Below are 25,776 nucleotides of genomic sequence, written 5' to 3'. Positions count from 1 at the left end.
ATCTTTATTAATTTCAATTTATAAATCGCCATGGACGCGCTCTCCGATCTCGCCTTCTTCTCGCTGGTGGTCAAGCACGGCAACCTCTCGGCCACGGCGCGGGAACTGGGGCTGACCCCGCCCGCGGTCAGCACCCGGCTGGCCAAGCTGGAGCAGCGGCTGGGCGTGCGTCTGCTGAACCGCACCACGCGCCGCGTCAGCGTCACGCAGGAAGGCGAGCTGTACCTGGCCGAAGGCGCGCGCATCCTGGCCGATCTGCAGGCGCTGGAACGGTCGGTGTCCAGTGCCCGCGCCCAACCGCAGGGCCTGCTGCGCCTGAACGCGACGTTCGGCTTTGGACGCGCGCACATCGTGCCCGCCGTTTCGGATTTCTGCAGGCAGTTTCCCGACGTGGAAGTGCAGATGCGCCTGACCGACAGGCCGCTAAACCTGATCGAGGAAGGCTTTGACGTGGCGGTGCGCTTCGGCGACCTGCCGGACGCGCGGCTGACGGCGCGCAGGATCGCCTCAAACCGGCGCCTGCTGTGCGCGTCGCCGCGCTACCTGGAGATTCATGGCGAGCCGCGCGCCCCCGGCGACCTGCAGCGCCACCGCTGCATCGTCGTGCGCGAGAACGACGTGGCCTACGGCACCTGGCGGCTGGAATCCGGCGCGCGCGCGGAAACGGTGAAGGTGCGCGGCCCGGTCAGTTCAAACGACGGCCAGAGCGCGCTGGAATGGGCGCTGGACGGTCACGGCATTGTCATGCGGTCCGAATGGGAAACGGCGGCGCACCTGCGCGCGGGCCGGTTGCAAGAAGTGCTGACCGACTGGCGCACGCCGCCCGCGGATATTCACGCGCTGTACCCGGAACGCCTGAACCTGCCGGCCAAGACGCTGGCGTTCGTGGACTTCCTGTCGCGACGCTTTGCGCGCCGCCTGCGGGCGCCCGGCTCCGACGCCGCCGTGTGGTGAGGCCTCAGATCTCGTCGATGGCCGTGCTGGCCGGCGCGTTCTTTTCCGCGTCGATGGCGTAGCGATCCCGCGTCCGCACGTAAAAGCTGGCGCCAAACCGGCCCACCGGAAAATAATCCTGCAGGCGCACGCGCCACGTCTCCGTGTCGATCAAGCCATCGCGCGCATGCAGCCAGCGCACCTGGCCGATGAAGATCTGGCGGCTGGCGGTCTCCATGGTCTCGAACAGCGTGCATTCGAACGCGACGGGCGCCTGCACGATGCGCGGCGGCGCGACGCGGTGGCTGGGCGCGGCGTCCAGGCCCGCGTGCGCCAGTTCGCTGACATCGGAGGGCAGGCGGTCGCCGCAGCGGTGCATCTTTTCGGCCATGGCTTCGTCGGTCAGGTGAACGATGAACTCGCGGTCGCGCGCGATGTTGACTGCGGTGTCCTTCAGCCCGCCGTCTTCCAGGCGGTTGATGCTGACCATCACGATAGGCGGGTCCTCGCCCAGCATGTTGAACATGCTGAACGGCGCGGCGTTGACTACGCCGGTCTCGGACAGCGTCGTGATCAGCGCGATCGGACGGGGCACGATCAGGCTGGCCATCAGCTTGTAGCGCTGATATTCGGTGATAGCGTCGAAGTCGATTTCCATGTCAGGCCAGTCCCAGCATCTGGGCAAGGGTTTGCGCGGGCTGCGGGCGCTCAAGGCTGATGCGCCGCTCCAGGTCCGCCAGGTGGTTGTCGTTGGTCCGCACGGCTTCGGCTACGTCGCCGCGCTCCATCATGTCCACGATCAGCACGTGCTCGCCATGTTCGCAGGCGGCGTTGCCGGGCGGCTCGTACAGCGCCACGATGAGCGAGCAGCGCGAGACCAGCTCGGCCAGGTAGCCGTGCAGGATGGTGTTGCCGGACAGTTCGCCCAGCCGCACGTGAAACGCGCTGGCCTGCCGTGCCCAGGCCGGTTGCCCGGCACGGTGCAGCAGCGCATGCTCGTCACGCAACTGCTTGCGCAGCGAGGCGTAGTCGGCGCGCGTGGCGCGGGCCGCGGCCAACGGCAGCAAGGCCGCCTCCAGCGCGCGGCGCGCCTGGAAGATCTGGCGGGTGTCCTCGGGCGTGGGTTCGGCCACCACCGCGCCGCGGTTGTGGTGCAGGTCCACGACGTGCTCGTGCGCCAGCCGCTGCAACGCCTTGCGCGCCACCGATCGCGATACGCCGAACAGCTCGCAGATCGCGGCCTCGGGCAGCTTGGTGCCAGGCGTCAGGCGCTGGCTCATCACGCTTTCGTAGACCGCTTCGCAGATGCGGCGTTCCATGTCGGCGTCGGGCAGGACGTCATCGTCCGCGGCGGGCTTGGGGGGCTTGGACCGCGCGGCGGCGGCGCGGCGGGATTGGGTTGGACTTGGCACTGCGGCTCCTAAACGATCACACCCGGCGGCAAGCCGTCCACATGCCGGCAGATCTCGCCTGGCGTGGTGAACCAGATCTCGCCGCGGTCACGGGCGGCGGCCAGTGGCGCCAGCGCGCGCCGCAGGTGACGCAACCGGTATGGCTGGCCGACGATGTAGGGATGCAGCGCAATGCCCATGACCAGCGGCTGGCGCACCGCCTGCGCGCGCATCTCCTCGAACTGGTCAAGGATCATATCGGCAAAATCGCGCGCATCCATCTTGCGGCCCATGATCATCGGAATGTCGTTGAGCTCCTGCGGATACGGAATGGCCCATAGGTCGCCCGCGCGGGTGCGCATACGCATGGGCTGGTCGTCGTGGCACCAATTCAGGGTGTAGCGGTAGCCCGCCTCGGCCAGCAGGTCGGGCGTGGCGTGGCTTTCCGAAATCCACGGCGACAGCCAACCCGCCGGCTCGCTGCCCGCGTGCCGCAGGATGCGATCGCGGCAGTGCGCGAGCAGCGCGCGTTCCTCGGCCTCGGGCAATCCGCCCTGCCGTTGCGCGTTGCTGTAGCCGTGTCCGATGAGCTCGTCACCGCGCGCCAGGAAGGCGTCCACCAGATCGGGGCAATGCTCATACAGCGCGGTATTGATCAACACGCCGGCCGGCAGGCGCAGCTCGTCGAAGAGCTCCAGGCAGCGCCACGCGCCCACGCGGTTGCCGTATTCGCGCCAGGCGTAGTTCAGGACGTCCGGATGGGGCGACGCCGGGCCAAGTTCCGCGCCCAGTCCTTCCCCGAACGCGAAGTGCTCGATGTTGAAGCCCAGGTACACGGCCAGGCGCGCGCCGTTCGGCCACGAATAGTCGGCGCGGCCCGCGATGGCGCGGTACGGGAAGCGGCCGTGGCAGGCCAGCGGTTGCGGCGTCCAGGCGGCGTTGCCTTCGCGCCCCGGTTTAGTGCTTGGAAGCGAGGATGGATTCATTTTGGTGCAAATCCTGAAGCATGATTGTGAACAAAATCGCTGCGGTTTTGGCGACAAAATCCTGACATCGGTGTGCACATATCCCGTCTGCGCTGCCCGCGCCCAGCGGCGGCGGGGCGAAAACGGCAAGCAGCAATGAACGCGGATCAGGTGGCATGGATCTTGCATAAGGGAACGAAGCAGCACTTAACCCCATGCAAGATTCATTCCACTTTTTCAGGAGTGTCCCGATGACCCCGACCCGTCGTTCCTTCATGCGCCACGCGGCCGCCGCCGCGCTTTTCGCCGCGGGCCTTGCCTCGCAGCCGGCGCTGGCAGCGGACCCGATCAAGATCGGTCTGATCACCGCGCTGTCCGGGGAGTCGGCGCGCGCCGGCGAAGCGCTGACCCGCGGCATCACCGTCGCCATTGACGAGATCAACGCGCGCGGCGGCTTGTTGGACGGCCGCCAGGTCGTGCTGGTGCGCCGCGACGACGAAGGCAATCCTGCCAAGGGCATGGCCGCCGCGCGCGAGCTGATCTACAAGGAAAAGGTCGCCGTGCTGTTCGGCGGCCTGGACACGCCGGTCTCGATGGCCATCGTTCCCATCGTGAACCAGGAGAAGGTGCCGTTCATGGGGCCGTGGGCCGCGGGCACCGCCATCACGCAGAACAAGGGCAATCCCAACTTCGTGTTCCGCGTGTCGGCGATGGACGAGATCGTCGACAGCGCGATGGTTCAGTACGCGCAGAAGACGTTCCAGAGCGCCAAGCCCGGCATGATCCTGGTGAACAACCCCTGGGGCGAATCCAACGAGAAAGGCTTGAACGCCGCGTTGGCCACCGCCAAGATCACGCCCGCCGGCGTCGAAAAATTCCAGCCCAACGATCTGGACATCGTGCCGCAACTGAGCCGCCTGAAGGCCGCCGGCGCCGACACGCTGTTCCTGGTCGGCAACGTGGGGCCGTCCGCGCAGGTGGTGAAGTCGCTGGACCGCATGGGTTGGAAGGTGCCGATCGTGTCGCATTGGGGCCCGGCCGGCGGCCGCTTTACGGAACTGGCCGGTCCCAACGCCAAGAACGTGCACTTCGTGCAGACCTACAGCTTCTTCGGCAAGCAGGGGCCGGTGGGCGACAAGGTGATGCAGGCGCTCAAGACCAAGTATTCCGACATCAAGGGTCCGCAGGACATCACCCCGGCCGTTGGCGTGGCCAACGCGTACGACGGCATGCAGCTTGCCGCGCTGGCCATCGCGCAGGCCGGCTCGACCGATGGCGACGCGGTGCGCCAGGGGTTCTACAAGATCGGCAAGTACGAAGGCCTGATCAAGACGTATGAGCAGCCCTTCACGCCGGCCTCGCACGATGCGCTGCGTGAGGACGACTACGTGTGGACGCAGTTCATCGACAACCGCATCCTGCCCGTCAAGGGCGTGCAGTAAAGCGGCCAGACGCCGCGGGAGACGCGCATGTTGTTGATGTCCGCCATCGTCAGCGGCCTGGGACTGGGAAGCATGTATGGGCTGATGGCCCTGGGCTTTTACCTGACCTATGCCGTGTCCGGCACAGTGAACTTCGCCCAGGGCAGTTCCATGATGCTGGGCGCCGTGCTGACCTACACGTTCGCCCAGACGCTGGGGTGGCCGCTGGCCGTGGCGCTGCTGTTTGCGCTGGCGCTCTGCGCGCTGTACGGCCTGGTCGTGGAGCGGCTGGCGGTGCGGCCGTTTGCCAGCCGTGGCTCCAATGCGTGGCTCATGTCCACGGTGGCGCTGGGCATCGTGCTGGACAACGTGGTCATGTTCACGTTCGGCAAGGAGCCGCGCAGCCTGCCCTCTCCGCTGGCGCAATCGCCGCTGGAGATCGGCGGGCTGGGCCTGGGCATCTATCCGCTGCAACTGCTGATCCCGGTGGTGGGTCTGGCGCTGGCGGCTGCGCTGCACACCTTGTCGCGCCGCACGCGCTGGGGCGTGGCGCTGCTGGCCGTGGTGCAGAACCCGAACGCCGCGCGGCTGATGGGCATTCCCGTGCGCCACGCCATCATGGCCGCCTTCGCGGTGTCCACGCTGTTTGCGGGCGTGGCCGGCGCGCTGGTCGCGCCACTCTTTAACGTCCAGGCGGACATGGGCACGCTGTTCGGTTTGAAGGCCTATGTGGTCGCCATCCTGGGCGGCATCACCAGCGCATGGGGCGTGATGATCGCGGGCCTGCTGTTTGGCGTGGTCGAAGCGCTGATCACCGTGGCGCTGGGTTCCGGGTATACGCAGATCATCAGCTTCACGCTGGTGATCGTCATGTTGGCCGTGCTGCCCAATGGCCTGTTCGGGCGCGCCGATGTGAGGAAGGTCTGATGAACAAGCAATCCGCAATGCGCTGGCTGCCGCCGGCGCTGTATGCCCTGCTGGCCGTGGCGGCGCTGATACTGGCCGCCACCGTCAACGGCTACTACGTTTTCGTGCTGGGCAATGTGGCGCTGCTGGCGCTGGCCGGCATCGGCCTGAACGTGCTGCTGGGTCTGACCGGCCAGATGTCGTTCGGCCACGCGGGCTTTTATGCCATCGGCGCGTACACCGTCGCGATCCTGACCGGCCAGGCCGAATGGAGCTTCTGGCTGGCGTGGCCGGCCGCCGCGCTCGTGTGTGGCGCGTTCGGCCTGCTGCTCGCCGTGCCCGCGCTGCGCGTGAAAGGCCCGTATCTGGCGATGATCACCATCGCCTTCGGCTTCATCGTTGAACACGCGCTGATCGAAGGCGGCTCGGTCACGGGCGGGCAGAACGGCCTGATGGGCATCGTGCAGCCCGCCCTCGGCAGCCTGGGCGGCGACCGCGGCGTGGCCATGCTGGCCATCGTGGCGGTGTTTGCCGCGCTGATCGGCTATGCGCTGCTGTCGCGCGGCGCGTGGGGCGCGGCCATGCGCGCGGTCAAGGACAGCGAGACAGCCAGCGAATCCATCGGCATCAATCCGCTGGTGGTCAAAGCGGTGGCCTTCATGGTGTCGGCCGCGGTGGTCGGCCTGGCGGGCGGGCTGTATGCACCGCTCACGGGCATGATCACGCCGCACAATTTCAACTTCATGCAGTCCATTCTGTTCGTGCTGGCGGTGACCATCGGCGGCGCGGGCTCGCTGGCCGGACCGCTGCTGGGTGCGGTGGTGGTGGGCCTGCTGCCCGAAGTGCTGTCCAGCCTGGAGGAATACCGCCTGCTGTTCTTCGGCGCCTTCCTGCTGGTGGTGTTGTGGGCCGCGCCCGAAGGCGCCGCCGGGCTGCTGGCGCGCTGGCGGCGGCGCGCGCAGACGCAAGGGCTTGCGCCGCGCCACGGCGCGTTGCCTGCGACCGCGCGTGCGCGCCGCACGTTGCAGGCCGACGCGCTCACCATGACCTTCGGCGGCGTGCGCGCCGTGCAGGCCGTGTCGTTCACGGTGCCGCCCGGTGCGGTGACGGCGCTGATCGGCCCCAACGGCGCGGGCAAGTCCACCGTCATCAACATGCTGAGCGGCTATTACCAGCCGACCAGCGGCCGCGTGGCGCTGGGCGATGCGCCGCTGGCCGCGCTGCCCGCGCATCGCGTGGCGCGCAGCGGCATTGCACGCACCTACCAGACCTCGCAGCTCTTCGACACGCTGAGCGTCGAAGACAACGTCGCGCTGGGCATGCTGCGCGGACGGTTGGGCGGGCTGCTGGCGTCGCGCCGCTACCTGGCGCCCGACGTGCGCGAACGCGCGCGCGCCCTGCTCGCGTTCTGCGGCTACGAAGGCGCGCTGGACATTCCCGCGGCCGACCTGCCGCACGTGGACCGGCGGCTGGTGGAGATTGCGCGCGCGCTGGCCACCGATGCCGACGTGCTGCTGATGGACGAGCCCGCAGCGGGCCTGTCGCGCGAGGACAAGACGCGGCTTGCCGGGCTGCTGCGGCGCATTGCCGAGGCGGGCGCGGGCGTGCTGCTGGTCGAGCACGACATGACGCTGGTGATGGGCGTGTCCGACCACATCGTGGCGATCGACGCCGGACGCGAACTGGCGCAGGGCAGCGTCGCCGCGATCCAGCAATCGCCGGAAGTGCGGCAGGCCTATCTGGGCGACGAGGCCGCGCGCCGGGCGCCCGCCGCGCGGCGCAGGCCGGCGGGCGAGGCGCTGCCGCCCGAGGTGCTGGGTGTGGGCAATCTCACGACCGGCTACGGCGCCAATCCCGTGCTGCACGGCATCGACCTGCAGGTCAGGCAAGGCGAGATGGTAGCGCTGCTGGGCGCGAACGGCGCGGGCAAGTCCACGCTGATGCGCACGCTCGCCGGGTTGCACCGGCCCGCGCAGGGCGGCATGCACCTTCAGGGTCAGGAGCTGCACGGTCTGGCCGCTGATCGCATCGTGGCGCGCGGACTGGTGCTGGTGCCGGAAGGACGTCAGGTGTTTCCCGGACTGAGCGTGCTGGACAACATCCGCCTGGGCGCCTTCCTGCATCCGCAGGATCGCGAGGCGCGTGTCGAGGAAATGCTGACGCGCTTTCCGCGGCTGCGCGAACGGCTGCACCAGCGCGCGGGACTGCTGTCGGGTGGTGAACAACAGATGCTGGCGATCGCGCGCGGCCTGATGGCCAAGCCCGTGATCCTGCTGCTGGACGAGCCGTCGCTGGGCCTGGCTCCCAAGATCATCGACGAGCTGTTCGATGCGCTAGACCGGCTGCGCAAGGAGTCGATGACCATCCTGCTGGTGGACCAGATGGCGGCGCTGGCGCTGTCGCTGGCCGATCGCGCGTACGTGCTGGAATCCGGCCGGGTCGCCGCGCACGGCGCCGCGGAAGACATTGCCAAGGACGGCGCGCTGGCGCGCGCTTATCTCGGGGCATAGCGGAAGTGAGGCGCCGAGGCGGCCGCCTGGAAGTGTGGCCGCCGAAAGGGCCCAAAGGGTCGGAAGGGTCGGAAGGACCGAAGGCGGCCCCGCGTGAACATCACGCGGCGTCCGCCCCCAGCCGCGCGCCCGCGCGCACGATGCCGCAACGCTTGTGCGCGCGCATCACCACGCCGACTTCGCTGTTCAGCACGCCGTCCAGCTCGCCCAGACGCCGCGTCACCACGTCCCACAGATGCAGGCTGTCGCGGCACAGCACGTGCCAGAAAAGCTGCGACGCGCCGCTGGTGCCGAACAGGCAGCGGGTATTGGGGTCCAGCGCCAGATGCGCGGCCAGCGCGTCTACCGTTTGCGGACGCACCTGCACCGAGATCACCGCTTCCACCGGAAAGCCGACCAGCGCCGGCTCGACTTCCACGCGAAAGCTCAGCGCGCGGCGCTCCACCAGGTTCTGCAGCAGACGATGCGCGGTGGGCTCGCTGACGCCGGATCGTTCGGCCAGCTCCGCCAGGCTGGCGCGGCCATCGCGCATCAGGTGCGACACCATGCGCTGCTCGGGATCGGTCAGCGCGGCTGGCGGGGACAGCAGCGGCGCGTCCGCATCGCCGTCAGACGCCGGTTGAATGCGCCACTGGCCCGCGCGCCGGAACGGCCGAAGCACCAGCCGCGCCTCCACGTGCTCCACCCCGTCGATGGACGGCAGCACGTGGGTCACCACGTCCGGCATATCGGCCGCGTCGGCCAGCGTCAGCTCGGCCATCAGATCGGCGGAACCGGCCAGCGTCACCACGAGCTGGCTGATGTCCAGCTTCGCGAGTTGGTCGGCCACCTCCGGCACCCGGCCAGACCGGCAGCGCACCCAGGCGTGCAGCACCACGCCGCGGCCGGTGGCCAGCGGGTCCGGTTCCGCGATGACGCGCAGCGCGTCCGCGTCCATCAGGCGCTTGATGCGCCGCGCGACGGTTCGCTCGGCGATGCCGGTCGCCGCGCCCAGCTCGCGCCAGGACGCGCGAGGCTGCGCCTGCAGCGCGACGAGGCACGCGAGATCCGTGTCGTCCAACGCGGCGCTTAGGGAATTACCCTTACTTGACGTGACCATATCCATTAATCTAACGTTCGCGCATTGATAAAAACACAAAATTTACCGGTCCATTTGACCAAAAAACAAAACACAATTTGAGGACGTCATGAGCAGCACATCCGCAACCCTGCGCGCGGCGCAAGGCGCAAGCGCCCCGCCCGTTTCGCGCGGCCGCACGATTCTGGCCGGTAGTGTAGGCAATGCGGTGGAATGGTTCGATTGGACCATCTACGCGTCGTTCGCCATTTTCTTTTCCAGCCAGTTCTTCCCGCCCGGCAACGAAACCACTGCCCTGCTTGCGACGTTCGGCATCTTCGCGGTGGGCTTCTTCATGCGTCCGGTGGGCGGATGGGTGCTCGGCATCTTCTCCGACCGCTACGGCCGCAAGGCCGCGCTGGGCCTGACGATCCTGATGATGGCGGGCGGCTCGCTCATCATCGCCATCACGCCCACCTACGCCACCATCGGCATCGCTGCGCCGCTGCTGCTGACCGCCGCGCGCCTGCTGCAAGGCCTGTCGCTGGGCGGAGAGTATGCCTCGGCCACGACCTTCCTGGCGGAAATGGCCCCGCCGAACAAGCGCGGCTTCTATTCCAGCTTCGTCTTCTTCAGCGCCGCCGTCGGCATCCTGGCCGCCTCGGCCGTGGGCTGGATCCTGACCACCGTTCTCACCAAGGCCGACATGGCCGAGTGGGGCTGGCGCATCCCGTTCCTCTTGGGCGCGCTGGGCGGCCTGGCCGGCATGTGGATCCGCCGCGCTATCCCGGAAACCGAAGCCTTCTCGCACGCCAAGAAGGCCGGCATCGAAAAGCAGCCCCTGCGCACGCTGCTGCGCGACCATCCGCGCGAAGTGCTGCGCATCGTGGGCTTCTCGGTGCTGACCACGTTCGCGTTCTACATCTTCGTGGCCTACGTGCCCACCTACGCCATCCGGCAGGTTGGCGCCGACCCCAAGACCGCGTTTGCGGCCAACACCGTCGCGCTGATCGTGTTCATGCTGGTGCAGCCGCTGTTCGGCATGCTGTCCGACCGCATCGGCCGCAAGCCCCAACTGATCTTCTTTGCCGCCGGCTACCTGATCTTCTTCTATCCGGTCATGACCACGCTCGGGCCGTCATTCGGTTCGATCCTGGCCGTCGAACTGTTCGGTTTGGTGCTCTACGCGATGTACACCGCGATCGCCCCGGCCATCATGTCCGAGCAGTTTCCCACCAGCGTGCGCGCCGTCGGCATCGGCACGCCGTACAACCTGGTCGTCGCGCTGCTGGGCGGCACCACGCCCTACCTGCTGACCTGGCTGCAAAGCAAGGGCATGGAGCGCTGGTTCTTCTATTACGTGCTGGCGGGCGCCGTGATCACGCTGATCACCTTCATCCGCATGCCTGAAACGAAAGGCCAGGTCCTGAAATAGACCAGCCCCGGTAGGCCATCCCCGCCCAGCCATCCCGATCAGATCGCTTTCCGGTCCCGCCGAGGACCGGAAGGCTTTTTCCATTTCGACGAGACACATGCCCGCCCAAGACACCACTCTGCATTTCCAGGACGCCCGCCAGCTTGCCCGCGCCATCCGCGAGCGCAAGCTCCTGTCGCGCGACCTTACCCAGCATTTCCTCGACCGCATCGAGCGCGGCGCCGCACTGGCCGCCTACAGCGTGGTCACGGCCGAGCGCGCGCTGGCGCAGGCTGAGGCGGCAGACCGTTTGCTGGACGCCGGCATCAATCTGGGCCCGCTGCATGGCGTGCCGGTCGCGGTGAAGGACAGCGTGCAGTGGGAAGGCACGCCGTGCACCGGCGGCTCGCAGGCGCGCGCCGGCGTCGTCAGCACGGAAACCGCCGCGGCAACGCGCGGGCTGGCGGCGCAAGGCATGGTGATCCTGGGCAAGACGCGCATGACGGAGTTCGCGTTCGGGCTGTCGGGACAGAACCCGACGCAGGGCACCGCCCGCAATCCGTGGGACGCAACGGTGGCGCGCGCGCCGGGTGGCTCGTCCAGCGGCGCGGGCGTGGCGGTCGCGGCCGGTCTGGCGCCGCTGGCGCTGGGTGGCGACACCGGCGGCTCGGTGCGCGCGCCGGCGGCGTTGAATGGCGTGGTCGGCTACAAGCCGTCCTCCGGCCTTATCAGCCGCGCGGGCTGCCTGCCGCTGTCAGACACGCTGGACGTGCTGGGCCCGATCGCGCGCAGCGTCGGCGACGCCCGCCTCCTGACCCAACTGCTGGCCGCCCCGGACGTCGATGACGGCGCCACGCTGGCGCCGCCGGCCGCCCGCTTCACCAGCCTGCGTCACGCCGCCGCGCGCCAACCGGGCGCCGTCGCCGTACTGGCGCCGCAGGCCTGGCCGGCCCCGCTGACCGACGAGGCGCTGCAAACCTGGCACGCGGCGCAGGGACGCCTGGCCGAGGCTGGCTTCACGCCCACCGCCTGGCACCCGCCCGCCTCGCTGTCGTTCGCGCGCATGGCAGAAGACAACTCGCTGGTGCTGGCGTACGAAGCCTTCCGCTATTTCGGCGCCCTGGCCGAAGACGCCTCGCAACCGTTGTGGGACGTGGTGCGCGCGCGCATCGCCGCTGGCGGCCGGATCACGCAGGCGAGCTACGAGGCCGCGCTGCTGCGCCGCCAGGCCGACATGGCGGCTTTCGAAACAGCGATGCGGGGCGTTGACGCCCTGCTCATGCCGGCCAGCGATCAGGTTGCCCAGGCGCTGGACGCGCAGGACACGCGCCACGCCGGCCTGGGCAAGCTGCTGCGCCCGGCCAACTTCCTGGGCGCGGCGGCCATTGCACTGCCGGCGGGCCTGGACATGGACGGCATGCCGTGCGCCGTGCAACTGCTGGCGCCCGCAGGCGGTGACGCCGCGCTGCTGGACTGCGCAGCGGCGCTGGAAACGGTGCTGTATCCAACCCCGCTGCATCCGGATCTGTCCGCCTGGGGGCTTTGACGCCGCGCGCAGTCACGGCAGAAGCCCGGCCCGGCCGGCGCGCGCCGTGAATCAAGAACCCCGTTCATCGGCGGCACAAAACGAAAAAGCGCCCAATCGGGCGCTTTTCGTTATCCGCATCGCGGATCCTGGATCGCGTCAGGCGGACTTCTTCAGTTCCTGGACCTTGTCCGTGGCTTCCCACGAGAATTCCGGCTCGGAGCGGCCGAAGTGGCCGTAGGCGGCGGTCTTGGTGTAGATCGGGCGCAGCAGGTCCAGCATGTTCACGATGCCCTTCGGACGCAGGTCGAAGTGCTCGCGCACCAGCTTGGCGATCTGGTCGTCGGGGATGACGCCGGTGCCTTCCGTGTAGACGGTGATGTTGATGGGTTCGGCCACGCCAATGGCGTAGCTGACCTGCACCTGGCACTGGCGCGCCAGACCGGCGGCCACGATGTTCTTGGCCACGTAGCGGGCGGCGTAGGCGGCCGAACGGTCGACCTTGGACGGATCCTTGCCCGAGAACGCGCCGCCGCCGTGCGGGCAAGCGCCGCCGTAGGTGTCGACGATGATCTTGCGGCCGGTCAGGCCGCAATCGCCTTGCGGGCCGCCGATGACGAAGCGGCCGGTCGGGTTGACCAGGAACTTGGTCTTGGGCGTGATCAGGCCTTCGGGGAAGCTGGGCTTGATGATGTCTTCGATGACCGCTTCGCGGATGGTCTCTTGCGAGACTTCGGGCGCGTGCTGGGTCGACAGCACCACGGTGTCGACTTCGGCGGGACGGCCGTCGACGTAGCGGAACGTGACCTGCGACTTGGCGTCCGGACGCAGCCAGCCCAGGCGGCCGTCCTTGCGCAGTTCGCTCTGGCGCTGCACCAGGCGGTGCGCGTACCAGATCGGCGCGGGCATCAGGTCGGGGGTTTCGTCGCAGGCGTAGCCGAACATCAGGCCTTGGTCGCCGGCGCCCTGGTTCAGGTAGTCTTCCGAGCTGCGGTCAACGCCCTGCGCGATGTCGGGCGACTGCTTGTCGTAGGCGACGAGCACCGCGCAACCCTTGTAGTCGATGCCGTATTCGGTGTTGTCGTAGCCGATGCGGCGGATCGTGTCGCGCGCGACCTGGATGTAGTCGACGTTGGCGGTGGTGGTGATTTCGCCAGCCAGCACGACGAGACCGGTGTTGCACAGCGTTTCGGCTGCGACACGCGCGTTCGGGTCTTGCGTGAAGATGGCGTCGAGGATCGAATCGGAGATCTGATCGGCAACCTTGTCGGGGTGCCCTTCGGAGACGGATTCGGAAGTGAAGAGAAAATCGTTGTTGGCCACAGATGCGTCCTTATTGTCCGGTCTTGCCGGCGCATAGGTTCTCGAGGCGCGTTGCACCCCGGTCTGCAATGCAATGCCAACTGGGCGCGACGCTTTAGCGGATTTGGCGCAGGCTGCGCGAAGCGCAGTACCCTTGCCGTCGCCCCGCAAGTTGTCGGTTAACTCGGCGACTGGGCGCATTTTAAGCGAAAATGCCGTTCTTATGCTTGTTGCCGGGGTGTATCCATATGCCTCGATCAGCAGTATTACCCTGCCCGATTTCAACCTTTTGACGCATGTTGCTGCCTCTGTTCCGACTTTTTGCCGCCCTGCCGCTCCCCGTCGCGCATGCGATCGGACGGTTCGCGGGACGCGCCATCTACGCCTTGCCGGGCAAGTACCGGCGGCGCCTGCAGGCCAATGCGGCGCAGGCGGGCTACCCCGGCGCGGCGTTCGCCCGGCGCGCGGCGGCTGAAGCCGGCGCGATGATTCTCGAGAATCCCCGCGTCTGGTTCCGCAACCAGGAAAGCCTGGCGCTGGTGGTCTCCGACGATGACGACGTGGTCGCCGCCGCCCGCGCCGAGAACCGCGGCATCCTGTTCCTGACGCCGCACCTGGGCTGCTTTGAGATCACCGCGCGCTACCTGGCCCGCCAGATGCCCATGACGGTGATGTTCCGCCCCCCGCGCAAGGAAGCGCTGGCGCCCTTGCTGGAAACGGCGCGCAACAGCTCGGCCGTCAAAGCGGTGCCCGCCAACATGCAGGGCGTGCGGGAGTTCGTGCGCGCGCTGCGACGCGGCGAATCCGTCGGCATGCTGCCCGACCAGGCGCCCAGCGTGGGCGACGGCGTGTGGGTTCCGTTCTTCGGGCGCCTGGCCTACACCATGACGTTGCCCGGCAAGCTTGCATCGCAGACCAACGTCCCCATCATCCTTACGGCCGGCGAACGCCTGCCCAAGGGCCGAGGCTGGCGCATCCACTACGTGCGCGTGCCCGAGCCGCTGCCCGCCGAGCCCGCGGCCCAGGCCGCCCTCATCAATGCCGCGATGGAAACGCTGATCCGCCGCTGCCCCGACCAGTACCTCTGGAGCTACAACCGCTACAAGACTCCGCGCGGCGCCACCCCGGCGCCCGACGCCGAACCGGCGCCCCCGACCGCTTGAACCCTGGCTCATCCCGCCGTCCGGTCTCCATCCACATCCATGAACGATAGAAAAACGCGCACGCTGGTTACCCTGCTGAAATGGTTCGGCCGCATCAAGCCGTCGACGCGCCTGCGCATCGGCGCGGTGTTGGGCTGGCTGGCGCCGCGGCTGGCCAAGTCGCGCGCGCGCATCGTCCGCCGCAATCTTGAACTGAGCTTTCCCGACCAGCCCGAGGCCGTGCGAGAGCAGTGGGTGGCCGATCACTTCCGCGCGCTGGCGCAATCCATCGTTGACCGCGGCGTGCTGTGGTATGGCACGCCCGAGGCCATCAAAGAGATGGTCACGCAGACCGGCGCCGACCGCATCAACGCGCTGACGGCCGAGGGCCGCTCGGTCATCCTGCTTGCGCCCCACTTCATCGCGCTGGACGCCGCCGCCACCCGCCTGACAATGGAAGTGCCCAGCGCGGCCACCATGTATACGCCGCAAAGCGATCCGCACATCGACGCCGTCGTCGCCGCCGGGCGCGCGCGCTTCAATGAAGTATTCCTGGTCAGCCGCAAGGACGGCGTGCGCGACCTGATCCGGCACCTGCGCGCCCCGCGCCCGGTCTACTACCTGCCCGACATGGACTTTGGCCGGCAGGGCTCGGTCTTCGTGCCGTTTTTCGGTGTGCCCGCCGCCACGCTGCTCGCCACGGCGCAGCTCGCCCAGAAATGGAACGCCGCCGTCCTGCCTATCGTGGGGTTCTGGAATCCTGACACCGGCAAGTACCATGTCGACGTGCTGCCGCCACTTGACGACTTTCCGGGCGACGACACGCTGGAAGCGGCCACCGCCCGCCTGAACCGCGAACTCGAATCCTGGGTGCGCCGCTGCCCCAGCCAGTATTACTGGGTGCACCGCCGCTTCAAGACACGCCCCGAAGGCGAAGCCAAGCTGTACTGAACCGCGGCGCGCACTCGCCGCACCGCGAGAATGGGGGATAATCCGCAGATGAACTGGAACTTCACCAAAATGCACGGCGCGGGCAACGATTTCGTTGTGCTCGACGGGGTCCGCCAGACCATCGAGATGACGCCCGAACGCGCGCGCGCCCTCGGCGACCGCCACTTCGGCGTCGGCGCCGACCAGATCCTGCTGGTCGAACGCGCCACGCGGCCGGACGCCGACTTCCGCTACCGCATTTTCAATTCCGACGGATCCGAGGTCGAACACTGCGGCAATGGCGCCCGCTGCTTCGTGCGCTTCGTGCACGAGCAAGGCCTGTCCGACCGCAATCCGCTGCGCGCCGAGATCGCCACCGGCATCCTCGTCCTGGACGAAGGCGACGACGAGCAGGTCACCGTGGAAATGGGCAGCACCCGCTTCGATCCGGCCGCACTGCCCTTCGACACTGCCGGCCTGCCTTCCGTCACGCAGGGCCAGGACACCCTCTGGGAACTGGACCTCGACGCCCCCGCCGGATTTCCCCGCACGGTCACTCTGTCCGCCGTCGCCATCAGCAACCCGCACGCCGTGCAGGTCGTCGACAACGTCGACACCGCGCCCGTCGCCGTGCTTGGGCCGCTGATCGAAACCCATCCGCGCTTTGCGCGCCGCGTCAACGCCGGCTTCATGCAGGTCGTCGACCGCAACAACATCCGCCTGCGCGTCTTCGAGCGCGGTGTCGGCGAAACACTGGCCTGCGGCACGGGCGCCTGCGCCGCCGTCGCGGCCGGCATCCGCCGCGGCCTGCTCGATTCGCCTGTGCGCGTACAAGCGCTCGGCGGCGTGCTGACCGTCGCCTGGAACGGCGAACAACTCCGCATGACCGGCCCGGCCGAATCCGTCTTCACGGGCCAGGTCGACATCGACAAGCTCGTCTTTTCCATGGCGCTGAACCGATAACTCTATGACCGATACCGCTTTCACCGCCCAGGACATCGCAACCTTCCTGCAAGAAAACCCCGGCTTCTTCGACGAACACGCCGAAGTCTTCGCCACCCTGCAGGTGCCGCATCCGCACGGTTCGCGCGCCATCTCGCTGGGCGAACGCCAGATCCTCACGCTGCGCGAGCGCACCCGCGAACTCGAATGGCGCCTGAACGAACTGGTCCGCAACGCCACCGCCAACGAGACCATCGGTTCGCACGTGGCCAAGTGGTGCTGCCGCCTGCTGTCCGAATGCGATCCGCAACTGGTGCCCGGCGAAATCGCGCTGGGCCTGGCCGAACAGTTCGAACTGAACCACGTGGCGCTGCGCCTGTGGAACCTGTCTGACCTGCCCGATCACGGCTACGGCGAGCCCGTATCCGATGACGTGCGCACCTTCACCGACAGCCTGAAAACGCCGTATGTCGGCGCCGACACCGCCTTCGAAGCGGTGGCGTGGCTGGACGCCAAGCCCAAGTCGCTGGCGCTGGTTCCCCTGCGCCTCGAAGCCGACGGCGCGGCCGTGGGCCTGCTGGTGCTGGGTTCAGACGACCCGGAACGTTTCACGCCGGAAATGGGCACGACGTTTCTTGAATCCGTCGGCCAGCTGGCGTCGGCGGCTTTGCACCGGTTGAATCCGGCCTCGCCCAAGGCGTAAGGCTGCCGGGGCGGACAAGGACAACGCGATGCAGAACGCCGAGCAGAATGCGGAGCAAGAAGCCGAGCAAGCCAACAATCCGCCCCCGCTGCCGGATCCGATGCGCGCCTGGCTGCGCCATCTGGAGACCAACCGCCGGTACTCGCCCCATACGCTGGACGGCTACCGGCGCGAACTGCATTTTCTGCGCGAACTGGCCGACAAGGCCGGTCTGCCGCTCGACAAGCTCGGCAACGGCCACATCCGGCAGTTCGTCGCGCGCCTGCACGCGCAGGGCCGCGGTCCGCGCAGTCTCGCCCGCACACTCGCGGCGTGGCGCGGTTTCTATCAATGGTGGGCGCCGGCCGTCGAACTGGCCGGCAATCCCGTCGCGGGCGTACGCGCGCCCAAAGCGCCCCGTGGCCTGCCCAAGGCCCTGTCGGTCGAACAGACGCAGGCTCTGCTGGAAAGCGCGCCGGCACAGGTCGCCACCGAACCGGCCGCGCTGCGCGACCAGGCCATGTTCGAGCTGTTGTATTCCAGCGGACTGCGGCTGTCGGAACTGGTGGGACTGGACCTGCGCTACGAGCGCACCGCCGATTACGAGTCGCGCGGCTGGCTGAATCTGGATGATGCCGAAGTCGTGGTGCTGGGCAAGGGCGGCAAACGCCGCTCGGTGCCGGTCGGTCAGCAGGCCCTGGCCGCGCTGCGCAAGTGGATCGAGGTGCGTCCGCAGCTTGCGCTGCCCTCGCCGCCGCCCGCAGACGCGGCCGCGCTATTCCTGGGCGCCCGCGGACGCCGCATTTCACCCCGCGTGGTGCAGTTGCAGCTTGCGCGCATCGCGCAGACGGCGGGCGTGCCCACGCATGTGCACCCCCACGTGCTGCGCCACAGTTTCGCCAGCCACGTCCTGCAATCCGCGCAGGACCTGCGCGCCGTGCAGGAGATGCTGGGCCACGCCAATATCTCGACCACGCAGATCTACACGCGGCTGGATTTCCAGCATCTGGCCAAGGCCTACGACCAGGCCCATCCGCGCGCCGGGCGCAAGTCCTGACCTTTTTTGGCGGGGCGCCCGTGCAGCCTGATCAAACGCCCGGCCCGCACGCGGGTATCCGCTACCCGCCCGCGGCCAACATGCCGCCCAGCAGCATCACGCCCAGCAACAACACCGCCATCGCGGCCAGCGCCTCGACCGCATAGCGCAGCCGCGCCGCGCCCGCGCCGGACAGGCGGCTGCCCAGACGCGTCGCGGCGCTCCCGGCCGCAACAGCCAGGCAAGCCAACGCCGCCACGGTCAGCCCCGTGCCCAAACCCATCGCCAGCGCCGATGCGACGCCGGCAAGAAAGAAATTCTGCGACAACGCGAACACCAGCACGATCAACGCGCCGCTGCAGGGCCGCAGGCCCACCGCGAAAATCGCCGACCACGCGCGGCGCCAGTTCATCGGACCGGCAACCTGTTCCGGCGCGGGTACGTGCGCGTGTCCGCAACCGCAGTCGTGGTCATGGTGATGATCGTGGTGATGCGCTTGGACCTGAACCTGCGGATTGCCGTACGCATGCTTGTGCGCGTGTTCGTGATCATGCCGGTGCTCGTGTACGTCCTCGTGTACGTGCTCATGCCCATGCGCATGTTCGTGCGCGTGTTCGTGCACATGCACCGGCGCATCTGCATGGTCATGCGCTGCATGTTCACGCGCCCCAGCCCGCCGCAGCAACGGCCTCACCGCCTTGACCCACACCAGCCACACGCCCAACAGCGTCACCAACGCATACGACGCCAGCTCCAGCCAGCGTGTCGCTTCGTTCATCGTCGCCGCCGTCGCGTTGAAGATCAACGCCAGCACCGCCACCATCACGATCGCCACCAGCGCCTGGATCAGCGAAGACGCCAAGGCCAGCAGCGCACCGTTGCGCGCCGTCTGGCGGTTGGCCAGGACGTACGACGAAATCACCGCTTTGCCGTGGCCCGGTCCCAGCGCATGAAAGACGCCGTAGGCGAACGACAGGCCGACCAGGGCCCACGCTGCGCCGCCGTCCGCCTGCCAGGCACGGACAGCGCCCGTCAGTTGCCGGTAGAAATGCGACTGCCAGACAGACACGCTGCCAAAAAAACTGGACAGCCAGCCGGGACCGGCAAGGCCGCTCCCGCTTTCCGGCACGCCAAAGGGATGCGTGCCTTGCGCGGCCGCAATCGACAGCCCACCGAGCATCAGCAGGACGATCGCCAGCGCGCGCGCGCAGCGGCTCACGGGCATCGCACCTCGATGCGGTGCGTGAGTCCCTTGGTAATGGCGAACAGTTCTTCGGGCAAGGCGTCCGGGTCGGCCGGGATCGCGGCCAGTTCCTGCATGGTTTTCCAATCCAGTTCCTTGGGCTTGCGGTAGTCGGCCTTGCAGGCCGCGCCTTGCGGACCGCCGAGCGACACCGCCCCCTTCTCTTCAAATGCGTAGGCCACGAAATAGGTGGGGTCGTAGATGTCCACTTGCGCGCCGCCCGCGCCCGGCGCGACGGGCTTGTCCAGCGGCAGCGTGAAGGACAGCGTCAGCCGTGTGGTCTTGGGGTTCCAGTCGACGCGGGCGTCGCGAGGTGCGGCGAATGCCGCGGTCTTGCCGTCAACGGTGACGCGCGTGAAGTAATGCGAGATCGGCTCGCCCAGCGCCTTCATCCAATCCTGCGCCATGCCTTTCAGGGTGTCGGCGGGAAGCGTCCCGTCCTTGGCCTTTTTCAGCCCCTGCGTCGCGTAGGCGCCGAACATTTCGTCGAACAGCCACACCTGCCGCACGGCGGTGATGCGCTGTTCGGCATCGACGTCGATCTGCGCGCGCGCATCGATCCACATGTGCGGGTGCGCGCTGGCGGCGCCCGCCGCCAGCAGCGCCGCCACGGCGCTCAGGGTTGCAGGGCCGCGGCAAGCTGGCGTGCGTTCCATTCAAACATTTCCAGGTAGGTGGCGCCCGGCTGTCCAGGCTTGGACAGGGCATCGGAGTAGAGCGTACCACCCACCTTTGCGCCGGTCTCGCGCGCGATCTGCTGGACCAGCTTGGGACTGCTGATGTTCTCGACGAACACCGCGGGCACCTTGTCGCGCCGCACCTGTTCGATGATCGCGGCCACCTCGCGCGCCGACGGCTCGGCGTCGGTCGACACGCCCATTGCGGGGATGAACGTCACGCCATACGCGTCGCCGAAATAGCCGAACGCATCGTGCGAGGTGACGACCTTGCGGCGATCGGCGCCGATGGCGCCAAAGGTCTTGCGCACGCTGGCGTCCAGCGCCTGCAGCTTGGCGACGTAGGCGTCGGCGCGTTGGCGATACGCCTGCGCGTGCGCGGGATCCGCGGCGGCCAGGCCGTCGGCCACGTTGCGCGCGTAGATCACGCCGTTCGCCAGGCTCTGCCAGGCATGCGGGTCGGCGTCGCCATGGTGATGGTGATGGCCGGGCTTGTGGTCGTGGTCATCGTCATGGTCATGGTCGTGGTCATCGCCGTTCTTTTGATCGTGACCGTCCTTGTGATCATGATCGTGATCAGCCCCGTGCGCGTGCCCATCGCCATGCCCCGCGAACTTGCGCGGCGTCACGCCCTTGGACGCCGTCACCGTCTGTCCGGCGAACCCGGACCCCTTCGTCAGCTTGGGCAGCCAGGTCTCGAAGTCCAGGCCGTTCACCACCAGCACGCGCGCATCCGCGAGCTTTTTCGCATCGCCCGGCGTGGGTTCGTACCCGTGCGCATCACCGTCAGGCCCGACCAGCGTCGTCAGGCTGATGTCGGCGCCGCCCACTTCCCGCACGATGTCGCCCAGGATGGAAAAGCTGGCCACCACTTTCAGCGGCTCGGCCGCCTGCGCGGTTCCCAACATGGCCGACAGGCAGACGCCCGCCATGGCCAGCAGTGCGCGGCGGCGTGCCGGCAGAATCGAACGCATGGTCAATCTCCTTATGAAGTCTCAGGCAGGGCGCGCGCGGCGCGTTGCCCGCAGCAGCCCGCCTTGCGGGCCGCCCACGATGGAAAACAGATAGCAGGCGCCGGCCGCCAGGATGATCGCGGGCGAGGCCGGCACGTCGAAGTGGTACGAGACCAGCAGCCCGGCCACCGAAGACGCCACGCCGATCGCCGCCGACAGCGGAATCTGACGGGCCGCGCTGCGCACCCAGAACCGCGCCGCGGCGGCCGGCAGCATCATGATGCCCACCACCATCAGCGTGCCCAGCACCTGAAAACCCGCCACCAGATTCACCACGACCAGCACCAGAAAGCCCATGTGCACCACGCCGCCCATGCCGCCGCTGGCGCGCAGGAATCCCGGGTCCAGGCATTCGGCAACCAGCAGCCGGTAGATGGCCGCCAGCACAAGCAAGGTCACGCTGGCCGTGGCGGTCACAAGCAGCAACGCCGCGTCGTCCAGGCCCAGCACCGTCCCGAACAGCACGTGCAGCAGGTCCATGTTGGAGCCGCGCAGGGACACCAGCAGCACGCCCAGCCCCAGCGATATCAGGTAGAAGGCGGCAAAGCTCGCGTCCTCGCGCAGCGGCGTCAGCCGGGCCACCAGCCCCGCCAGCAATGCCACGGCCAGTCCAGTCGCAATGCCGCCCAGCATCATCGCGCCGAGCGACAGGCCGGCCATCAGAAAGCCCACCGCCACACCCGGCAGAATGGCGTGCGACATCGCATCGCCCATCAGGCTCATGCGCCGAAGCACCAGAAAGACACCCAAAGGCGCGGCGCCCAACGACAGCGCGCAAGCACCCGCAAGCGCGCGCCGCATGAAGCCGTAGTCGAGGAACGGCGATACCACCCAATCCACGAGCGTCATGCCCAAGCTCCCGCGTGGCGTTGGCGCGCCGTCTTCAGATGCGCCTCGCTCAAGGTGGCGGTGGTGTCGCCCCAGGCCACCACTGAACCGGACAACAGCAGGCTTTCCGGAAAGTGATCGCGCACCAGGTCCAGATCGTGCAACACCGCGATCACGGTGCGGCCTTGTCCATGCAGGCCGCACAACAGCGCCATCAGTTCCTCGGCGGTGTGGCTGTCCACGGCCGCAAAGGGTTCGTCCAGCAACAGCACCGGCGCGTCCTGCACCAGCATCCGTGCAAACAGGGCGCGCTGCATCTGCCCGCCCGACAGCGTATCCACGCCGCGGCCGGCGCAATCAGCCAGGCCCACGGTTTCCAGTGCGTGCATGCACCGGTCCAGCTCGTCATTGCTGAACGCGCGCCATGCGCCGACCCGGCGCCACGCCCCCATGGCCGCCAGGTCCAGCACTGTCGTCGGAAACGAGCGGTCCAGTTCCGCCGCCTGCGGCAGCCACGCCAACGCCGATCGTCCGGCGCCCTGGATGCGCACGCTGCCGGTCATGGGTCGCAGCACGCCCATGATGCCCTTGATGAGCGTTGACTTGCCCGCGCCGTTGGGTCCGACCACGGCCGTCATGCCGCCGGGCGCGAAGCTGCCCGAAACCGCGCGCAACGCCGCGCGCCCATGCCAGCCGAACGATGCGTCGACCAGCTCGACCGTGATGGGCGCCGCGTTCATCGCGGCCACCAGTCCAGCGCCCAGCCGGTCAACGCCCACAGCGCGATGCCGGCCATCAGGGCGTAAGCCATGCGGCGCCAGGCGGAAACGAGAAACGCGGAACGGGGCGGCGTGCCCCGGCCGGGCGCGGCGCCGGGCCGCGGGGGCAGGAGCGAGAAATGGGACATGGCAGGCAACAACGGAATTCGGCAACGACGGGAAAGCGGCAACCGCAGCAACAACATACGACCCAGCGGCAGTTTTATTATGTTATATCATAACTAAACCATGACGGCTTCAGGGCCGGTTCCCGCACGCGGAGGTTTTCTGCTACCTTCCAGGCATCTCGCGCGCGCGTCGCGCGCGCTTCCCATTCAGATAAAGCCCGCCATGTCCGCTCCGTCCCGTCCACCCCGCAACGACAGCGTTGGCGCTCAGCTCAGCGTCGCCGAAACGCTGTGCGCGCAGCGCGGACGCCGCCTGACCCCCATCCGCCGCAAGGTCCTCGAACTGTTGCTGCGCCATGGCCGCAGCCTCAAGGCCTACGAGCTGCTGGACGCCATGCGCGCCGTCCACCCGGGCGCTGCGCCGCCCACGGTATACCGCGCCCTGGACTTCCTGATGGACGAAGGCCTCATTCACCGCCTGGACGCCGTCAATGCCTGGAGCGCCTGCCACGACGCCGGCGGCGCCCCGCATGACCTGCTCGTCGTCTGTACCGGTTGCGGCGCCGTCGCTGAAGTCTCCGACCCGGCCATGAGCCGTCAGTTGGCCGAACGCGTTGCCCAGACGGGCTATGCGCTGGCCACGCATGAAACCGAAATCCGCGCGCTGTGCCCGCAATGCCAGAAGACCCAGCCGGCCGACGCGGGTCATCACCACCATCACCACTGATTGGGCGGGCGCCCCTGAGGCGTTTCATCCATTGGGTGCGCCTCATCCTTGGATTGGCCTCATCCGGGGCATCTCTCATCCTTGGATGAGCCCCATTTCGAGCTGCATCTCATCCTTAGGATGCGCCCCATCGGCCGCGCCATTTCAAGCCCGCCCGCTCCCGGGCCGCCGGCTCGCCCTTGAATTCAGGCAAACCGCCCCAAAATAGAGGTATCGCCCGATACTTGACGGCGATCGGCTGCCATCTGGCGGCCACGGCCCCCCGGGTTGGCCCGGGGTTTGCCCCCTGCCCCCGACTGTGCTGTAATCCTGCGTCCGGCCGCTATCGGTGGCTATCGCAGCCTGTGGCAGACATCAATCGGCAGGGACTGAAAACCCCGTCAGGCGCTGTGTTTCACGCCCTGACATCACGCTAGCAGCTTCGCCATGAACACCCCGCGCAGTTTGGACAAAATGGTTCCCGTCACCATCCTCACCGGCTTCCTCGGTGCGGGCAAGACCACCCTGCTCAAACGCATCCTGACCGAATTCCATGGCCGCCGCGTTGCCGTCATCGAAAACGAGTTCGGACCCGAAAGCATCGACAACGACCTGCTCGTGCAGGACAGCGACGAAGAAATCATCGAGCTGTCCAATGGTTGCGTCTGCTGCACGGTGCGCGGCGACCTGATGCGCACGCTGTCCGAGCTGCGCGCCAAGCGCGAAGCCGGCGAACTGACGTTTGAACGCGTCATCCTTGAAACCACCGGCATGGCCAACCCCGGCCCCGTGTGCCAGACGTTCTTCATGGATGACGACATCGCCGAGTACTACCGCCTGGACGCGGTGGTCACCGTGGTCGATGCCAAGCACGGCATGTCCACGCTCGACGAACAACCCGAAGCCCAGAAGCAGGTCGGTTTTGCCGACCGCATCCTGATCTCGAAGAAAGACCTGGTCAACGAAGTCGACTACGAAGCGCTGCGCCATCGTCTGGTTCACATGAACCCGCGCGCGCCGATCACCGCCGTCAACTTCGGCGACGTCGACCTCAAGTCCATCATCGACATCAGCGGCTTCAACCTGAATTCCATTCTGGACATCGACCCGGAGTTCCTGGCCGATGAGCATCCGGACGCCGCGCACAACCATGCCCACGGGCACGATCACGACCATGATCACGGCCACGGCCATGACCACGATCACGATCATGACCACGATGGCGAATGCGGCGCGCACTGCAATCATGCCCACCATCACCACCCCAAGCACGACGACGAAATCGGCGCGTTCGTGTTCCGTTCCAACAAGCCGTTCGATCCCGCGCGCCTTGAGGAATTCCTGGGCGGCGTCGTGCAGGTCTATGGTCCCGACCTGATGCGCTACAAGGGCATCCTGTACATGAAGGGCATCAACCGCCGCATGTTGTTCCAGGGTGTGCACATGATGATGGGCGCCGAACCCGGCAAGCCGTGGACCGCGGCCGAAAAACCGTCCACCAAGATGGTGTTCATCGGACGTAAGCTGCCCCAGGAGATTTTTACCCGGGGCTTGGAGCAGTGCCTGGCGGGGTAATCCCCATTCCTGCGTGACGCGATGCGACGAAGGCAGTACTGTGAGGTACGGATAGCGTAGGCAACAAGTAACACGGACCGGGACGGACGCCCGCGCCAGGATCGATTCATAGTGGAGTGTTTACATGGCTACCAAGGCAGCAACCAAAAAATCAAGTAAGTCGACGAGCGATACGGCGATTGATCTGCCCAGCGAAAAGGAATTGCTGGCCATGCCCGAGTCGGACTACATGAACGACCGCCAACTGGCGTTCTTCAAGGAACGGCTCAAACAACTCGAGCAGGACATTCTGGCCAACGCCGGCGAGACCACCGAGCACCTGCGTGAAACGCAATTCGTGCCGGATCCCGCCGACCGCGCCACCATCGAGGAAGAGCACGCCCTGGAACTGCGCACCCGCGACCGCGAGCGCAAGCTGCTCAAGAAGGTGCAGCAATCCATCGCCCGCATCGACAGCGGCGAATATGGTTGGTGTGAAGAAACGGGCGAGCCCATCGGCATCCCCCGTCTGCTCGCCCGCCCCACGGCCACCCTGTCGCTCGAAGCGCAGGAACGCCGTGAAATGCGTCAAAAGCTGTACGGCGACTGATCCGTCCCGCTTCCGCTCCGTCCCTGAAAGGCCATGCCGGTTAACCGCATGGCCTTTTTTCTACTTGATATCCCGGCGACCGCCCCCAGCTAAAACTTTCAAC

Annotated in this window: 25 protein-coding genes; 14 read left to right on the top strand and 11 right to left on the bottom strand. The window is 67.5% G+C overall.

What is annotated here, in order from left to right; all coding sequences use genetic code 11:
- The first annotated feature begins 30 nt into the window (after positions 1-30).
- Positions 31-954: a LysR family transcriptional regulator gene (locus tag KW836_RS04610; protein WP_175136844.1), complete on the top strand. Its 924-nt coding sequence runs from the start codon at positions 31-33 to the stop codon at positions 952-954.
- Between the two features lie 4 nt (positions 955-958).
- Here the strand turns inward: KW836_RS04610 and KW836_RS04605 are convergent, their stop codons facing one another.
- From KW836_RS04605 to KW836_RS04595, 3 genes are read right to left on the bottom strand one after another with little or no spacing between them, the layout of a single operon-like run.
- Entirely contained in the window at positions 959-1,591 is a 633-nt protein-coding gene (locus KW836_RS04605; protein WP_218342560.1) for a flavin reductase family protein, read from the bottom strand.
- 1 nt (position 1,592) lies between these two features.
- Entirely contained in the window at positions 1,593-2,345 is a 753-nt protein-coding gene (locus tag KW836_RS04600; protein ID WP_175136845.1) for a GntR family transcriptional regulator, read from the bottom strand.
- Between the two features lie 8 nt (positions 2,346-2,353).
- The gene (locus KW836_RS04595) at positions 2,354-3,310 is read right to left on the bottom strand and encodes a polysaccharide deacetylase family protein (protein ID WP_218342559.1); all 957 of its coding nucleotides are present in this window, start codon (positions 3,308-3,310) and stop codon (positions 2,354-2,356) included.
- 230 nt (positions 3,311-3,540) lie between these two features.
- Here KW836_RS04595 and KW836_RS04590 point away from each other — a divergent pair, with 230 nt between their 5' ends.
- The 3 genes from KW836_RS04590 to KW836_RS04580 are packed head-to-tail and all read left to right on the top strand — an operon-like array spanning position 3,541 to position 8,126.
- The gene (locus tag KW836_RS04590) at positions 3,541-4,731 is read left to right on the top strand and encodes an ABC transporter substrate-binding protein (protein WP_175136847.1); all 1,191 of its coding nucleotides are present in this window, start codon (positions 3,541-3,543) and stop codon (positions 4,729-4,731) included.
- A gap of 27 nt (positions 4,732-4,758) precedes the next feature.
- The gene (locus KW836_RS04585; protein WP_175124925.1) at positions 4,759-5,637 is read left to right on the top strand and encodes a branched-chain amino acid ABC transporter permease; all 879 of its coding nucleotides are present in this window, start codon (positions 4,759-4,761) and stop codon (positions 5,635-5,637) included.
- A complete protein-coding gene (locus KW836_RS04580; protein WP_218342558.1) occupies positions 5,637-8,126 on the top strand; it encodes a branched-chain amino acid ABC transporter ATP-binding protein/permease in 2,490 nt (829 codons plus the stop codon). Before KW836_RS04585 ends, KW836_RS04580 begins: the two co-directional genes overlap by 1 nt.
- A gap of 100 nt (positions 8,127-8,226) precedes the next feature.
- Here KW836_RS04580 and KW836_RS04575 read toward each other — a convergent pair whose 3' ends face one another.
- Complete coding sequence (locus KW836_RS04575) at positions 8,227-9,231, bottom strand: Lrp/AsnC family transcriptional regulator (protein ID WP_218342557.1); 1,005 nt, start codon at positions 9,229-9,231, stop codon at positions 8,227-8,229.
- 82 nt (positions 9,232-9,313) lie between these two features.
- Here KW836_RS04575 and KW836_RS04570 point away from each other — a divergent pair, with 82 nt between their 5' ends.
- Positions 9,314-10,618 carry an MFS transporter gene (locus KW836_RS04570; protein WP_175124922.1) on the top strand — a complete coding sequence of 435 codons (1,305 nt, stop codon included), beginning with the start codon at positions 9,314-9,316 and terminating at the stop codon, positions 10,616-10,618.
- A gap of 97 nt (positions 10,619-10,715) precedes the next feature.
- Complete coding sequence (locus KW836_RS04565) at positions 10,716-12,143, top strand: amidase (protein ID WP_218342556.1); 1,428 nt, start codon at positions 10,716-10,718, stop codon at positions 12,141-12,143.
- A gap of 138 nt (positions 12,144-12,281) precedes the next feature.
- On the opposite strand, the gene metK is transcribed toward KW836_RS04565, so the two are convergent.
- On the bottom strand, positions 12,282-13,445 hold the full coding sequence (metK, locus tag KW836_RS04560; protein ID WP_056327270.1) for a methionine adenosyltransferase: 1,164 nt from the start codon (positions 13,443-13,445) through the stop codon (positions 12,282-12,284).
- 275 nt (positions 13,446-13,720) lie between these two features.
- Between metK and KW836_RS04555 the strand changes: the two genes are divergently transcribed.
- From KW836_RS04555 to xerC, 5 genes are read left to right on the top strand one after another with little or no spacing between them, the layout of a single operon-like run.
- Positions 13,721-14,587 (top strand): lysophospholipid acyltransferase family protein, encoded by an 867-nt coding sequence (locus KW836_RS04555; RefSeq protein ID WP_218342555.1) that lies wholly within the window; start codon positions 13,721-13,723, stop codon positions 14,585-14,587.
- A 39-nt stretch (positions 14,588-14,626) separates the two neighbouring features.
- Positions 14,627-15,517: a lysophospholipid acyltransferase family protein gene (locus KW836_RS04550; RefSeq protein WP_175124919.1), complete on the top strand. Its 891-nt coding sequence runs from the start codon at positions 14,627-14,629 to the stop codon at positions 15,515-15,517.
- Positions 15,518-15,547: 30 nt separating this feature from the next.
- Complete coding sequence (dapF, locus tag KW836_RS04545; RefSeq protein WP_191577599.1) at positions 15,548-16,459, top strand: diaminopimelate epimerase; 912 nt, start codon at positions 15,548-15,550, stop codon at positions 16,457-16,459.
- Between the two features lie 4 nt (positions 16,460-16,463).
- On the top strand, positions 16,464-17,141 hold the full coding sequence (locus KW836_RS04540; RefSeq protein ID WP_175136852.1) for a DUF484 family protein: 678 nt from the start codon (positions 16,464-16,466) through the stop codon (positions 17,139-17,141).
- 28 nt (positions 17,142-17,169) lie between these two features.
- Positions 17,170-18,177 (top strand): tyrosine recombinase XerC, encoded by a 1,008-nt coding sequence (gene xerC / locus KW836_RS04535; RefSeq protein WP_304505124.1) that lies wholly within the window; start codon positions 17,170-17,172, stop codon positions 18,175-18,177.
- Between the two features lie 61 nt (positions 18,178-18,238).
- Here the strand turns inward: xerC and KW836_RS04530 are convergent, their stop codons facing one another.
- The 6 genes from KW836_RS04530 to KW836_RS04505 are packed head-to-tail and all read right to left on the bottom strand — an operon-like array spanning position 18,239 to position 22,824.
- Entirely contained in the window at positions 18,239-19,381 is a 1,143-nt protein-coding gene (locus KW836_RS04530) for a nickel/cobalt transporter (protein ID WP_218342554.1), read from the bottom strand.
- On the bottom strand, positions 19,372-19,965 hold the full coding sequence (locus KW836_RS04525) for a DUF1007 family protein (protein ID WP_370633004.1): 594 nt from the start codon (positions 19,963-19,965) through the stop codon (positions 19,372-19,374). The genes KW836_RS04530 and KW836_RS04525 overlap by 10 nt, the downstream gene beginning before the upstream one ends.
- 50 nt (positions 19,966-20,015) lie before the next feature.
- A complete protein-coding gene (locus KW836_RS04520; RefSeq protein ID WP_218342552.1) occupies positions 20,016-21,050 on the bottom strand; it encodes a metal ABC transporter solute-binding protein, Zn/Mn family in 1,035 nt (344 codons plus the stop codon).
- 21 nt (positions 21,051-21,071) lie between these two features.
- Positions 21,072-21,938, bottom strand: a complete 867-nt coding sequence (locus KW836_RS04515) for a metal ABC transporter permease (RefSeq protein ID WP_218342551.1) — start codon at positions 21,936-21,938, stop codon at positions 21,072-21,074.
- Positions 21,935-22,657 carry a metal ABC transporter ATP-binding protein gene (locus KW836_RS04510; protein WP_175186213.1) on the bottom strand — a complete coding sequence of 241 codons (723 nt, stop codon included), beginning with the start codon at positions 22,655-22,657 and terminating at the stop codon, positions 21,935-21,937. Before KW836_RS04510 ends, KW836_RS04515 begins: the two co-directional genes overlap by 4 nt.
- Positions 22,654-22,824 carry a hypothetical protein gene (locus KW836_RS04505; protein WP_175124911.1) on the bottom strand — a complete coding sequence of 57 codons (171 nt, stop codon included), beginning with the start codon at positions 22,822-22,824 and terminating at the stop codon, positions 22,654-22,656. The genes KW836_RS04510 and KW836_RS04505 overlap by 4 nt, the downstream gene beginning before the upstream one ends.
- 202 nt (positions 22,825-23,026) lie before the next feature.
- Between KW836_RS04505 and KW836_RS04500 the strand changes: the two genes are divergently transcribed.
- The 3 genes from KW836_RS04500 to dksA all read left to right on the top strand — a co-directional run bounded on the left by KW836_RS04500 (position 23,027) and on the right by dksA (position 25,673).
- Complete coding sequence (locus KW836_RS04500; protein WP_056327248.1) at positions 23,027-23,530, top strand: Fur family transcriptional regulator; 504 nt, start codon at positions 23,027-23,029, stop codon at positions 23,528-23,530.
- Between the two features lie 426 nt (positions 23,531-23,956).
- A complete protein-coding gene (locus KW836_RS04495; RefSeq protein WP_191577591.1) occupies positions 23,957-25,084 on the top strand; it encodes a GTP-binding protein in 1,128 nt (375 codons plus the stop codon).
- Positions 25,085-25,208: 124 nt separating this feature from the next.
- Positions 25,209-25,673 (top strand): RNA polymerase-binding protein DksA, encoded by a 465-nt coding sequence (gene dksA / locus KW836_RS04490; RefSeq protein WP_056327244.1) that lies wholly within the window; start codon positions 25,209-25,211, stop codon positions 25,671-25,673.
- Positions 25,674-25,776 lie beyond the last annotated feature (103 nt).

Source organism: Achromobacter sp. ACM05, from assembly GCF_019218915.1.
GTDB lineage: Bacteria > Pseudomonadota > Gammaproteobacteria > Burkholderiales > Burkholderiaceae_B > Achromobacter > Achromobacter animicus.
This window is presented reverse-complemented; position numbering and strand designations above follow the sequence as displayed.